At 37.9% G+C, this 12,598-nt stretch carries 12 protein-coding genes and 1 pseudogene; 3 read left to right on the forward strand and 10 right to left on the reverse strand.

From position 1 onward, the window contains the following. Nucleotides 1-7 precede the first annotated feature (7 nt). From ACQKNX_RS20485 to ACQKNX_RS20500, 4 genes are all read right to left on the reverse strand, one after another. On the reverse strand, nt 8-439 hold the full coding sequence (locus ACQKNX_RS20485) for a hypothetical protein (protein WP_427430450.1): 432 nt from the start codon (nt 437-439) through the stop codon (nt 8-10). 11 nt (nt 440-450) lie between these two features. Further along, entirely contained in the window at nt 451-1,434 is a 984-nt protein-coding gene (locus ACQKNX_RS20490) for a sensor histidine kinase (protein ID WP_427430451.1), read from the reverse strand. After that, on the reverse strand, nt 1,434-2,138 hold the full coding sequence (locus tag ACQKNX_RS20495; RefSeq protein WP_403055435.1) for a response regulator transcription factor: 705 nt from the start codon (nt 2,136-2,138) through the stop codon (nt 1,434-1,436). Before ACQKNX_RS20495 ends, ACQKNX_RS20490 begins: the two co-directional genes overlap by 1 nt. 230 nt (nt 2,139-2,368) lie before the next feature. After that, nucleotides 2,369-3,361 carry a lipoate--protein ligase gene (locus tag ACQKNX_RS20500; protein ID WP_427430453.1) on the reverse strand — a complete coding sequence of 331 codons (993 nt, stop codon included), beginning with the start codon at nt 3,359-3,361 and terminating at the stop codon, nt 2,369-2,371. Between the two features lie 142 nt (nt 3,362-3,503). On the opposite strand from ACQKNX_RS20500, the gene yhfH reads away from it, so the two are divergent. After that, entirely contained in the window at nt 3,504-3,629 is a 126-nt protein-coding gene (gene yhfH, locus ACQKNX_RS20505) for a protein YhfH (protein WP_069514604.1), read from the forward strand. 466 nt (nt 3,630-4,095) lie between these two features. On the opposite strand, the gene ACQKNX_RS20510 is transcribed toward yhfH, so the two are convergent. The 6 genes from ACQKNX_RS20510 to ACQKNX_RS20535 form a co-directional block, all read right to left on the reverse strand. After that, the gene (locus ACQKNX_RS20510; RefSeq protein ID WP_427430454.1) at nt 4,096-6,282 is read right to left on the reverse strand and encodes a YhgE/Pip family protein; all 2,187 of its coding nucleotides are present in this window, start codon (nt 6,280-6,282) and stop codon (nt 4,096-4,098) included. 103 nt (nt 6,283-6,385) lie between these two features. Further along, nucleotides 6,386-6,955, reverse strand: coding sequence for a TetR/AcrR family transcriptional regulator (locus ACQKNX_RS20515; RefSeq protein ID WP_427430455.1), 570 nt, complete (start codon nt 6,953-6,955; stop codon nt 6,386-6,388). Nucleotides 6,956-7,101: 146 nt separating this feature from the next. Beyond that, nucleotides 7,102-7,587, reverse strand: a complete 486-nt coding sequence (locus tag ACQKNX_RS20520) for a FixH family protein (protein WP_427430456.1) — start codon at nt 7,585-7,587, stop codon at nt 7,102-7,104. 3 nt (nt 7,588-7,590) lie between these two features. Next, nucleotides 7,591-8,979, reverse strand: coding sequence for a sensor histidine kinase (locus tag ACQKNX_RS20525; RefSeq protein ID WP_427430457.1), 1,389 nt, complete (start codon nt 8,977-8,979; stop codon nt 7,591-7,593). Further along, the gene (locus ACQKNX_RS20530; RefSeq protein ID WP_427430458.1) at nt 8,976-9,659 is read right to left on the reverse strand and encodes a response regulator transcription factor; all 684 of its coding nucleotides are present in this window, start codon (nt 9,657-9,659) and stop codon (nt 8,976-8,978) included. Before ACQKNX_RS20530 ends, ACQKNX_RS20525 begins: the two co-directional genes overlap by 4 nt. Then, nucleotides 9,656-10,618, reverse strand: a complete 963-nt coding sequence (locus tag ACQKNX_RS20535) for a YncE family protein (RefSeq protein ID WP_427430459.1) — start codon at nt 10,616-10,618, stop codon at nt 9,656-9,658. The genes ACQKNX_RS20530 and ACQKNX_RS20535 overlap by 4 nt, the downstream gene beginning before the upstream one ends. A 185-nt stretch (nt 10,619-10,803) precedes the next feature. Here ACQKNX_RS20535 and ACQKNX_RS20540 point away from each other — a divergent pair, with 185 nt between their 5' ends. Then, nucleotides 10,804-11,889, forward strand: a complete 1,086-nt coding sequence (locus ACQKNX_RS20540) for a glycosyltransferase (RefSeq protein WP_427430460.1) — start codon at nt 10,804-10,806, stop codon at nt 11,887-11,889. Nucleotides 11,890-12,091: 202 nt separating this feature from the next. Then, nucleotides 12,092-12,598: pseudogene (locus ACQKNX_RS20545) on the forward strand (hypothetical protein); the annotation flags it as partial.

Here is a 12,598-nt window from a genome sequence, read left to right on the forward strand (position 1 = left end):
GTCCACCTTATTTCTCGATTAATTCCATAGATTCTGGTAATAGCCATTTTAATACCACCTCAAAGCCAATTTGAAACTGTGGCTCTAAAATGGCTGAAGGTATGTTCTCTTCATCTTGAACTAGACTAAAGCAATGCTCCCCTACGATCATATCCCAACCATCTAATTCACCTTCTATTATTTCGCCACAAACTGAGTAGTGCCCACTATACATGACTTTCTCGCCTTCTACTGGAAAAGCATTCAGTTGGCATGGTTTATGTAAGTTTAGCCCAAGTGCATTGCAAAAATGCATTACCTCATCTTGAAGTAATAGGCTAGCCTGACGGAAATTTTCACAAAACAAACAGTCACAAACTTCTAGCTGTAAGTCATACAGATTTTTTGTCTTTTCTAATTCAATATTTAATACCCAGTCATCAATACATACTTCTCCCATTTTTGCTCCCCCTAATTTGTAAATGTCACGGTGACAATCGTACCTTTACCTACTTCAGATGTAATGTCTAATTGATGCCCTAGTTTTTCACAGATTTCCTTTGCTAAATATAAGCCCATACCTGTGGATTCCCCAGTTTTACGCCCATTCTCTCCCGTAAAAAAGGCTTTAGTCACACGTGAAAGGTCAGAAGCAGGAATTCCAATTCCTTCATCACAAATTGCTAACTGAATATAATCATCTTTTTTAATGGCAGACATCACGATTTTTTTATTTTCTTCAAACGTATATTTCACTGCATTTGTAACGAATTGCCCAATAATAAAGCGAAGCCATTTTGAATCACTCGCTACGATCATGTCATCCTCTATATGAATTTCTGGGAAAACTCTATTTGTTATAAATAAACGTTTATTTTCATTAACAGTTGCAGTGACAATCGCTTTTAACTGAATCTGTTCTACTTGCATATCCTCTTCAAAGTTTTCGAGTCGCGCATTGACAAGCACCATATCCAATCCTCTACGTAAGCGATCAATTTCCTCTTGAACATTCTTTTTATCGAGAGGGCGCTCATCCTGTAATAGCATCTCGATGACTGAAATAGGGGTTTTCATTTGGTGTACCCATTGATTCATAAATTGATCGTGTCGCTTTTGACTAGCATATAACGAATGCAGCTCGTGCTGATAAAGACGATAGAGTTCATGCATATATTTTTCTACTTGCATCGCCTCTGGTGTCTTGGCATTTTTTTGTAGTACATCCTCCATTGATTTTGGAAGATGCAATAATTTGCTCAAATAACTTTGACGCATTAAATAGCGAATAAGTAAAAATGAGCATAGCAATACCAAACTAATACTTACAGAGTAAATAGCCGTATCGACGTTACGAAAACCGTCGAGCCAATACAACACCATGATAAAACCAACTAAAATTAGCTGAAAGATAAAAAATGTTGCATAATCTCGCAAAAATAATTTCCAACCCATTACAGCTCACCTGCACTTAATATAAAGCGATAACCTGCTCCGCGGACTGTCTCAATTGTTGATGAAATATTATAATCTGCTAGCTTTTTACGCACACGCGTCATATTAACATTCAACGTATTTTCGTCGACAAATGCTTGATCGTCCCATAGCTCTTCTAACAGTTGCTCGCGCGTAACAACTTTTGGTGCTTGGCCCATTAACAGCTCTAAAATGATACATTCTTTTTTCTGTAATGGAATTTCTAAATCATTTTTGTGCAACTCCATACGCTCTAAATGCAATATAAGCTGCCCTTGCTTAATCGTCCGTTCTTCTTGTCTAGCCGCATATTCGCCATATGTACGACGCAAGTGACTACGGATTTTAGCCAAAACAATTTCATAATTGAATGGCTTTGTAATAAAATCGTCACCTCCATTTTCAAGCGCAAAAATTTGATCCATTTCCCCAGATCGTGCTGAAATGAAAATGATTGGACATGTTGTATGTTGACGTAACTGACGACACCAATAATAGCCGTCATACGCTGGTAAATTTATATCAAGCAATACCATATGTGGATTAAACGTTGTAAACTCTTCAATTAGATGATCAAATTCTTGGATTGTTTCCACTTCGTATTGATATTTTCTAAGTGTTTCTGCAAGCAATGATGCAATCTTTACATCATCCTCGACAATAAATATTCGATGCTTTTCCATATCGACACTCCTTTCTATCGTATATTGTACCAAAAAAAGGCCACGCGCCATAATTGCGCGTGCCCTTTTCTATCATGAGTACGGAAGTAGCTTCGAATTTCCCTTACTAAGGAGTTTAGCATGTTTCGACTCATAATGTTTCCAGTAGCATAACCATTCTATGGTCTAAGTATAGGCTAAAAATATCTTTCTTATCGAAAGGCATTTGCCAACTACTTTTTTGTCTACTGTTAATAAATTAATTGTAAAAACTCTTCTGTTGGGACACCACCAAAGTAGGTTGGTACGTCGATATCTGCTAAAGCCTTTGCAATCGCTACACGGTCATAGTTTGTCCCAACTAGACGTTGCTCTACATCAGCCATATCGCCTACACCGAAGAAATCACCGAAAATATGTGCTTCTTCAATAACACCATGCTTCACCTCTAAACGGATATCAATTCCACCTGAAGGGAAGCGATGTGTTTTTTGAATATTAAAGCGTGGCGATTTACCATAGTTCCATTCCCATGTTTGATAGCGTTCAGCAGATAATTTATGAATATTTGCCCAATCTTCGTCCGTTAGCTCATAATAGCGAATATTTTCTTCACCACCGAAAATGGACTTTAAAATTTCTATGCGGAATTCTTCTATAGTCATTTTATCCTTTAAAAATTCCGAAATATTTGCTACGCGTGAACGAATCGATTTAATGCCCTTTGATTCGATTTTATCTTTCTTTACCTTTAATGCAGATACAACAGCATCAATTTCTGTATTAAACATTAATGTCCCGTGACTAAACATACGGCCTTTAGTAGAAAACTGAGCGTTCCCAGATACTTTACGTCCTTCTGCTAAAATATCGTTACGACCTGACAGCTCAGCGTTAACGCCCATTTTTGCAAGGGCATCTACAACCGGCTGAGTGAATTTTTTATAATTCATAAAGCTATCGCCATCGTCGTTTGTAATAAAACTAAAGTTTAGGTTTCCAAGATCATGATACACCGCACCACCACCAGAGAGACGGCGCACAACGATAATACCGTTATCCTCCACATAGTCTGTATTAATTTCTTCTATCGTATTTTGGTTCTTTCCAATAATGATGGATGGCTGATTTATGTAAAATAACAGCACTGGCTCCTTCTCAACGTCCATTGTCTTTAATAAATACTCCTCAATGGCAAGGTTAATGCGTGGATCATGTATCCCTTTATTATCAACGAAAATCATAGTCGTTTCCTCCTTCACAAAATATCCATATTTTATTTTAACGCAAATTAGGCATTTTGTGTTGACGAAACGCATCTGTTATAATACACTAGAAAATAATAAAACAGTAATAGTACAGATGAACTTAAAGGAGGAGTCCACAATGTTAGAAAACGTAGTTGAATTTTTCAAGAACTTACCTGCAAAACAATGCACGGAATGCGGTGAAAAGATCGAAGAACAAAGCGAATGCTACAGCAACACTTGTGAAAAATGTAACTGCCTATAAGCATTTGCCTATTCTGTAAGTCATTTCGTGCCCCACACGAACTAATAATGACACCCCTCATCATACATTTATGGTGAACCATTAATTAAATCTCTTACACTTACACAAAACAGCAGCTGATACGCTCATATCAGCTGCTGTTTCTGTTTTACTTTGTAAATTGTATGAGTGCCTGACACTCTTCCCACTGAGGACGGGTGCCTGGCACTCATACAATTTCGTTTGCTAGTCATATATTTTAGGACGAACAAAGTAAAAATCCATGTAGACTCCTGCGGGAACAGCACTAGTTGTAAGATGCAACAAGCCGCGCGACAGCGAGGGTTGCGGCTTACATGGTGCCCGCGGAAAGCGCAGTGGATTTTTACGTTTTAGGATCCGATACTTTGCTAGTTGACTAATTGTTTGGGTGCCTGGCACTTACAAAAAAACACCCACCAAGTAAATGGTGGGTGCATGGTGTTTTTTAATCTTCTGCTACTTTTGAGTAGCGTCTTGTGTGTAATAACATGAAATAACCAAAAGTAATGGCTAAGAACACAATTAAGTATCCAAATAATACACCGTAGTTTTGCCATAAATAAGACATGTCGCCTGTTGAAATGCTTGCTTTAAACGCTTGAACAGTATAAGTCATTGGCAATAATTTATTGAACACTTGTAATGGTGATGGAATAAGCTCAAGTGGGAATGTACCCGCGCTTGTTGTAAGTTGTAAAATTAGTACAACAATCGCTACGAAGCGACCTGGATCACCGAAAATAGATACTAACATTTGAATTAATGCTAAGAACACATAGCTTGTTATTAAAGCTGTTAGAACAAAGTAGCCTAAATTTTGTACTTCAAGACCTAAGCCCCATTTTACAATTGCTACTGTTAGTAAAGCTTGAACAAGACCGACAAATGCAAGCACTGTCACTTTACTTGTAAACCATGTTGCACCATTTTTCGGACGAATAGCTGGTTCAACAAGTGGGAATACAATCGAGATTAGTAGTGCCCCAACAAATAATCCAAGTGAAATAAAGTAAGGTGCGAAACCTGTACCATAGTTTGGAACATGGTTAACTGATTCTTTTTCTACTTCTACTGGATTACCTACCATATCATACGTATCATCATTCGCATGTACTTCGTTCGCTTTTTCACTAGCTTCACCTAATTTGCTAGATAATGTAGCTGTACCATCTGCAAGTTCAGTCGAACCATCTGCAAGTGTTGCAGAGCCATCTGCTAACTCACCAGATTTTGAAGCAAGTGTTGATGTGCCCTCGTTCAATGTTGTTGTACCACTAGCTAAGTCATTTAATCCTGAAGCTAATGTTTGTGAACCAGTAACAGCTGTGTTAACGCCAGCATGTAATTCACCAAGTTTATCAGCTAATGTGGCATTACCAGCTTGTAGGCTTTGTGCACCTTTAACTAATTCATTGCTTTTTGCTGATAATGCATTTGCACCAGCTAAAACATCTTTTTGACCAGCTGCAATTTGTGTTGCACCACCGCTTACTTGGTTGGCACCACCTTGTAATTTTTCAGCACCTGCTGCTAATGAATTTAAACCATTATGCACACTTGCACTTCCTGCTTGTAGCTCTGCTAACGTTTGTTTTAACGCTGCTGCTTGCTCTTCTGGCATTGATGCAATTGCATTTTGTAACTGTTCAGTTAGTGCTTTAATACCCGCTTCCACTTGTGCAGAACCATTTGATAATTGATTTGCTGAACTGTTTAATGTACCAGCATTTTCAGCCACTGATGCAGCACCAGAAGCTATTTGCTGTTGTTTTTCATTTAATGTTGTAAGACCAGCTTCTACCTTAGCTACACCTTGTGTGTATTGAGATAGACCTTGTTCAAGATTTGTTGCCCCAGCAGCTGCCTGCTGTGCACCTTGCTGTAACTGAACTGTACCATTTTCTAGTTTCACTAGCCCTGTTGACAGTTCGTTAGCACCAGATGCCGCTTGCCCTGCACCTTTTGTAATTTTATCTGTACCATCAGAAAGTTCAATCGTGCTAGAAGCTAGCTGCTCCAAATAACCTTTTAAATCTTTTGCTCCATTTGCTACTTTTTGTGCTCCTTCATCTAGCTTAACTGAACCGTCAGCAGCTTCTGTAAAGCCATCTCCAAGCGTTGCAATTGAATCAAATAATTTTTCTGCATATGTAGCAGAAACTTGTGAATTTACTTCTGCGCGTATGCGATCCATTGCTGTTTCACCAATTTGCGCACCTAGGAAGTTCAACCCTTCATTTGGGATATAGTTCATCACTAACTTAGAAGGTTTGTCATCAAGTAAAGTCGTAGCATGTTCTGAGAAATTTGCTGGTATTTCTAAGATCATGTAATAGTCTCTACTATTTAAACCTTTTTCTGCTTCTTCTTTTGACACTTCAATAAAGTCAAATTGCTTACTATCGACGAGTTTATCGACCAAGGTATCGCCTAAGTCTAACTTCACTTCATCCATTTCTGCTCCATTATCTTCATTGACAACCGCTACCGGCAAATTAGACATACCTGCATATGGATCCCAAAACGCCCATAAAAACATGCCTGCATACATGACAGGGATAAATAGGACGGCAATTATGGAAACAAGCATTTTTCTTGTTTTTAGGATTTTCAGCCATTCAGCTTTAATCATATTTTTCTCTCACTCCTATACTAATTGACCGTAATCGTCAATTGGTCATTTTTCTGCAAAAAAATCACAAACTTCACAGTGCGTAAAATTTGTAGATTCTTCTCTAAAGAACTAGTCCTCGAAAGATTGTTTCCTTGAAAAGATTTAGTATCTTTTCTTGTGGAATCATATCGCCATGAAGCTCATGCCAATCTACGACGAACGCTAAATACGCTTTTAACAACAGATAGCTTACTAACTCTGTATCACAATCTCGAATCTCACCTTTATCAATACGTCTTTGAATTAACGTTGCAACGTACGATAATATTTCAGACTCTATGCGAATTAATACTTGTTTTACTGCTGGCGTACGTAATTCTTTTTCTTCCTCTATTAACTTCGCAAATAAAAGATGCTTCTCACGGAACTGTAGCATTTTCATTAAAGCATTATGTGCATTATCCATGAAGCTAGCTGATGCATCCAACACTGCATCCGCTTCCGCTTTCATCTCTCGTACAAGTGACATCGCAATCTCTTGAAATAAAATTTCCTTATTTGCAAAGAATGTATAAATCGTTCCTTTACCGACATTAGCAATTTTCGCCACTTGTTCCATCGTCGTTGCCTTATAGCCAAACAATGTAAATGATTTTGCAGCTGCTTCAAGAATTTCCTGCCTACGATCCATATGTGACATCCTTTCCTGTTAAGTTATGTACATCCTTTGTACACAGAAATTAAAATGACCAGAAAACCATTTCGGTCATCTGGTCATTATAATATTCCTATTTTAAAAATAATGCAAGTATTTATTGAATATTTTTTTCGTTTTTATTAATGCTCAGTATCCTCTGATGAATCTTTACTATGATCCGACATGTTCATATTAGCTTTTTCATCTTCTTCGATTACTTGTGTCATATCAGGTGTTCCAGCCGTAATTTGCTGCTTCGGCATATTATGAATACCATTTGCTGTAGTATGAGCAAACATAAAGTATACGCCGTCATGATCAAATGTAGTTTGTGCTTTATAGACGCCATCTTTTTCTAATTTACCTTCAAGCATTTGTCCCTCATCGCGTTTACCTGATTCCCACACTTCAAATTCAACTATTGCATCATCGATATTTTTTTTACCTTGAATAACATGTGCAGCAAGTTCGATAGGATTATTTACCTCAACTTCTTTTGGTGTTAAAATTTCCACTTCTAACATTTGAGGCTCCTCCAATGTAGTAGATGTTGCAGGTTTTTCCTTTTCCCCACAACCTACTAGTAATGCGGGTACAGCTATCAATGTAAATAACCACTTCTTCATGTTCTATTCCTCCATTAATGGCATCGAAATTTTTACCTTTGTGCCTTTGTCTATTTCACTTTCTATTTCAATCTTGCCTTGTAACTGTTTTAATAATTGTTCAACAATGGATAGACCTAGGCCACTCCCACCATCTACTCGACTACGCGCTTTATTAACACGATAAAACCGCTCTGTAACATGTGATAAATCTTCCTGCGGTATACCGATGCCTTCATCCTTAATAGTAATGAGCGCGTTACCGTCGTGTTCAATTGCTACAATGTCAACTTTCGACTGCTCATAGGAGTAATTGATAGCATTTTCAATAATATTGATAAAAATTTGCTTTAGTTTCACTTCATCCGCTTTAACAATTAATTCATCATCTACATTCAGATGTAATGTAATATCCTTTTTCTGTGCTTGATGCGTTAAAATTTTCTGTACTTCACGTAATGTCTCTGCAAGTGGTATCGGATAGAGAGCGATGTCCTTTTGTTCATTTTCCATGCGAGCGAGTTGAAGAAGCTCATTTGTTAAACGCTCCATACGATTTGCTTCACGCACGATTAATTGAATTGCTTCCTCTTGTTGCTCTTCTGCAATAATTCCGTTTTGCATTGCTTCACTATAGCCTTTCACATAGCTAATAGGTGTACGCAACTCATGAGATACGGTTGCTAAAAAAGTCTTTTGTGCCTCATCTTCCCGTTGAATTGCCTCTGCCATATCGTTAAACGTGCTTGATAGTTTCCCTATCTCGTCACTCGATTTAACAGGTACACGTGTTTCATATTGTCCATAAGACATCTGCTCTACAGCAGTTTGTAAGTCACTTAATGGACGCATAATATGTTGAATACCTTTATAGACAAAAAAACTAGTAACAATCAAAAAGACAAATGCACTCAAAAATAAAAAAATGACTTCTTGACTTGCCAACTCACTAATTTTTGCTAATGGGAAGTAAATATAAATTATTCCCTCTAGCCTATTTTGATCTACTAAAGGTAGTACTACTGAAATAAGCTGCCGATCGAATCGAGGTTCATAGCCAATTTTTTGCACATATTTACCTTCCAGCAATTGTTGCCGTTCTTCAGCCCCTATCAATGTTTCATAATCAATATCAAAGGGGACACAGGCACTAAGTTCACGAGGGTTTCGAACAGCAAAAATATTTAAATTGGAATAATCATTATAATGTTCTATATTAGCAATAAATTCGTCTGTAACTTTACCACTCGTATACATTGTTTGTAGCTTTGTACCGATTTCAATCATATTGCTTTCCGTATCTTCCACATAAAGCTGTTCATATAAAAAATCTGTCAGTACATACATAAAAACAACTGTAATAATCAAAAATGCGAAAATGAGTAGCCAAATACGTGTTGAAATCTTTTTCATTCTCCTGGATCAAAGCGGTAACCTACTCCCCAGACGGTTTGTATATAGCCTGCCGCTTCCTTTCCAAGTTTCAATCGCAAAGTTTTAATATGAGTATCAACCGTTCTTGTTCCACCTAAATAATCAATATCCCAAATGCGCTCTAGTAACTGCTCACGTGAATATGCATTACCTGGATTTTTCATAAATAAATGCAATAATTCAAATTCCTTTAAAGTTAATGGAATAACCTTCCCCTCAACTGAAACTTTACGTGCAATTTCATCTAATTTAATTGGCCCAAAGACAACATTTTTTTGCTCAAACTCTGCTATATTAGCGCCACTTCTTCTCAATACAGCATGCATTCGTGCCACTAGTTCATCATTTGTAAACGGTTTGACGATATAATCATCTCCACCGAGTGTTAGACCCTTTACTTTATCCTCATTAGCATCTCGTGCCGTTAAGAATATTACGGGCACATTAGACATCGCTCGAATACTTTGACAAACCGCAAAACCATCTTCATGTGGCATCATTACATCTAATAAAACTAAGTCGATTTGCTCACGAACAATAATATCGTATGCCTCAGTTCCACATGCAGCCGTAAAGGTCTCGAAATTGGAGTTATTGAGCATCATCTCGATTAAATTACGCATATCTTGCTCATCATCTACAATTAATACCGTTGTCACTTTTCTTCCTCCCTTACTAACAGCTGAAATGCACCTTTGCCAACATCAACTGTTTTTTGTACTTGACCATCTTTTATAAAATATAATGTATGGTCGTCATAACCAGCCACAACAATATAGTCCTTAAACTGATTCACAACAAATGGATTTGCTCCTACTTCTTTTTCCCATAAAACATTTCCTTTAAAGTCGACAACATATAATTCATTATGTCCATGGCTAACGACTAACACTTTATCCTTCGTCTTTGTTAAACCTACGGGCATTAAAGGCATTTCTATACTGCCACGCACTACACCCGTTTCAAGATCAAATCGCTTAACTGAACTATTCGGCTTGCTTCCTTCACCATGTCCGCCGACCCAAAGCTCATTTGTCTCTTCAATTATTACAATGCCATGCGATGATTTTCCTATTGGCCATTCCTGCTCTATTGTCAAATCCTTAATGGATAACACCGATAGTTTCGTATCTTTATAATTGACTACATAAAGCTTATCCTTATAAGTAGCCATCGACATCGGATAGTTACCAAGTCGCTGTGATGCCAATTCATTTCCTTCCACATCAAAGCTTGTCACTGTGTTCATCTTACTATTAGCGATAAAATATTGTTTAATATCTGGATCATAATACACATTCGTCGTGCCTAGCTCTACTTTTTTTGAATAAAGCTTTTTACCAGTTGAAAGTGTAAAGACAACTATTTCATCTAATTGATGTCCATATAATAATATTCGGTCATTATCTAATAATAATGCGCCTGTATATGCTTTATCGAATGACCATGTTGCAATCACATTCCCCAGCTCATCAATAAAATCAAGTGAAGGCTCTTGTATATTGATCGATGCAATAAAACTCTGGTTACGGTCAATTGGCTCAAACGATTTCTCGGTACACCCCGCCACCCAAATAACTTGTATAAAAGAAAAAATGAAGAATGCCCATTTTTTCATAATCATCACCTCTGCCCTTTAACTATACTTTACATTTGTGAAATCTGCGTGAAACTTGAAAGGTAAATTTATGACAAATTACCAAGTGATAACAGTGTGTTTACACAATAGGAAAGGGCAATCTGCCTCGCAAAAAAACTGACTTTACATATACTACAAAGATTATTGAAAGGAGGAATCACAATATGGTAACGATAAGTTTATGTATGATTGTGAAAAACGAAGAAGATGTTATCGCCAGATGCCTTGACTCAATAAGAGATTTAGTCGATGAGATAAATATAGTGGACACCGGTTCCACTGACAAGACAAAGGAAATTGTTAAACAGTTTACTGATCGTATTTTCGATTTTGAGTGGATTCATCATTTTGCTGATGCGCGTAATTTTTCCTTCCAGCAAGCAACATGTGACTACATCCTTTGGCTAGATGCAGATGACGTGTTAATGGCAGAAGATCAAGAAAAGTTTAGAGCTTTAAAGCAATCTTTAACTCCCGATATTGATGCCGTCTCGATGAATTATCATTTAAGCTTTGATAACGAAGGGAATGCCAATTCTCTTTTAAGAAGAAACCGACTAGTTAGAACGGATAAGCAATTTCGATGGATAGGAGCGGTACATGAATATTTAGAGGTTAGTGGTAATCTTTTTGAAAGTGATGTTGCAGTTAGCCATTTACCACTTCATCACGATTATCAGCGCAATATTACTATTTATAAGAAACTCCTTCAAACAGGAGAACCTCTCACACCACGCGACACATTTTATTATGCCAATGAATTACTGGATCATAATGAAATCGAGGATGCGGTATTCTACTATGAGCTTTTTTTAACAACTAAGCTAGGCTGGGTAGAAGATAATATTAATGCTTGTTTTAAGCTAGCTAATTGCTATTTGAAATTAAATGATAATGAAAATAACGTAAGCTCTATTTTAAGAAGCTTCGAATATGACACCCCGCGCCCTGAAGCATGCTGCAGGCTTGGCCATCATTTTATGGAACAAGCAAAAAATCATGAGGCCATCTTTTGGTATGAACAAGCACTAGCAATGAAACCTAAACCAAACGCCCCTTTCCAAAATAAAACCTTTACTACTTGGTTGCCCCATTTACAACTTTGCGTCCTCTATGACCGTTTACAACAATACGAATTAGCCAATACCCATAATGAATTAGCCCGTGTCTACTTACCTAATGATCCGAAAATCTTACACAATAAAAGCTACTTTGATCGGATGTTTAAAAAACCCAAGGATAAACATTGAATCACCTAATTTAAAAATGATTTAGACTCTTGTAAAAGCGGCTCCCTTCTTCTCTCAATCCTATCGCCTTCCCCCTATGGTAATTTAACTAATTATAATCACTATATGGTTTACAAATTATCATATAAACATTAAAAGTAGTTAACCGTCCACCTCCTCTATCATTTTTATGAATAGGATACTTGAGAGAGGAGGTGAATAAATGAACTTCGAAGATTATTTTTTAAATAATGTTTGCAGTAAATGTAGGACATTCCCTTGTGGTTGTAGAAGAATACCCGAACATCATAGCTGTATTTGGCCAGTTAAACCTACAGGTTGTACAGGCGCAATAGGACCGACTGGGGCTACTGGTAACACCGGGCCAACGGGTCCTACTGGCGTAACAGGTGATCCTGGTGCGACTGGACCTACTGGGCCAACGGGCAGCACTGGCGCGACTGGTTTACTTGGACCTACCGGGCTTACCGGGGCGACTGGCGCTACCGGGGAACTCGGGCCTACAGGACCTACTGGGGCAACAGGTCTTCTCGGACTTATAGGACCTACTGGAGCAACAGGACTTCTCGGACCTATGGGATCTACCGGTGCTACCGGCGAACTCGGGCCTACGGGACCTACTGGCGCTACTGGCACTACCGGGGAACTCGGGCCTATGGGACCTACCGGTGCGACTGGTTTACTCGGACCTACTGGGCCTACCGGTGCG

Source organism: Lysinibacillus sp. NPDC093712 (assembly GCF_050280025.1).
In the GTDB taxonomy this organism is placed as follows: Bacteria; Bacillota; Bacilli; order Bacillales_A; family Planococcaceae; genus Lysinibacillus.

What these genes read in the sequence shown, in the direction of transcription:
- ACQKNX_RS20485 (WP_427430450.1), bottom strand. Translation starts at nt 439, where the DNA reads ATGGGAGAAGTATGTATTGATGACTGGGTATTAAATATTGAATTAGAA.
- ACQKNX_RS20490 (WP_427430451.1), bottom strand. Translation starts at nt 1,434, where the DNA reads ATGGGTTGGAAATTATTTTTGCGAGATTATGCAACATTTTTTATCTTT.
- ACQKNX_RS20495 (WP_403055435.1), bottom strand. Translation starts at nt 2,138, where the DNA reads ATGGAAAAGCATCGAATATTTATTGTCGAGGATGATGTAAAGATTGCA.
- ACQKNX_RS20500 (WP_427430453.1), bottom strand. Translation starts at nt 3,361, where the DNA reads ATGATTTTCGTTGATAATAAAGGGATACATGATCCACGCATTAACCTT.
- yhfH (WP_069514604.1), top strand. Translation starts at nt 3,504, where the DNA reads ATGTTAGAAAACGTAGTTGAATTTTTCAAGAACTTACCTGCAAAACAA.
- ACQKNX_RS20510 (WP_427430454.1), bottom strand. Translation starts at nt 6,282, where the DNA reads ATGATTAAAGCTGAATGGCTGAAAATCCTAAAAACAAGAAAAATGCTT.
- ACQKNX_RS20515 (WP_427430455.1), bottom strand. Translation starts at nt 6,955, where the DNA reads ATGGATCGTAGGCAGGAAATTCTTGAAGCAGCTGCAAAATCATTTACA.
- ACQKNX_RS20520 (WP_427430456.1), bottom strand. Translation starts at nt 7,587, where the DNA reads ATGAAGAAGTGGTTATTTACATTGATAGCTGTACCCGCATTACTAGTA.
- ACQKNX_RS20525 (WP_427430457.1), bottom strand. Translation starts at nt 8,979, where the DNA reads ATGAAAAAGATTTCAACACGTATTTGGCTACTCATTTTCGCATTTTTG.
- ACQKNX_RS20535 (WP_427430459.1), bottom strand. Translation starts at nt 10,618, where the DNA reads ATGAAAAAATGGGCATTCTTCATTTTTTCTTTTATACAAGTTATTTGG.
- ACQKNX_RS20540 (WP_427430460.1), top strand. Translation starts at nt 10,804, where the DNA reads ATGGTAACGATAAGTTTATGTATGATTGTGAAAAACGAAGAAGATGTT.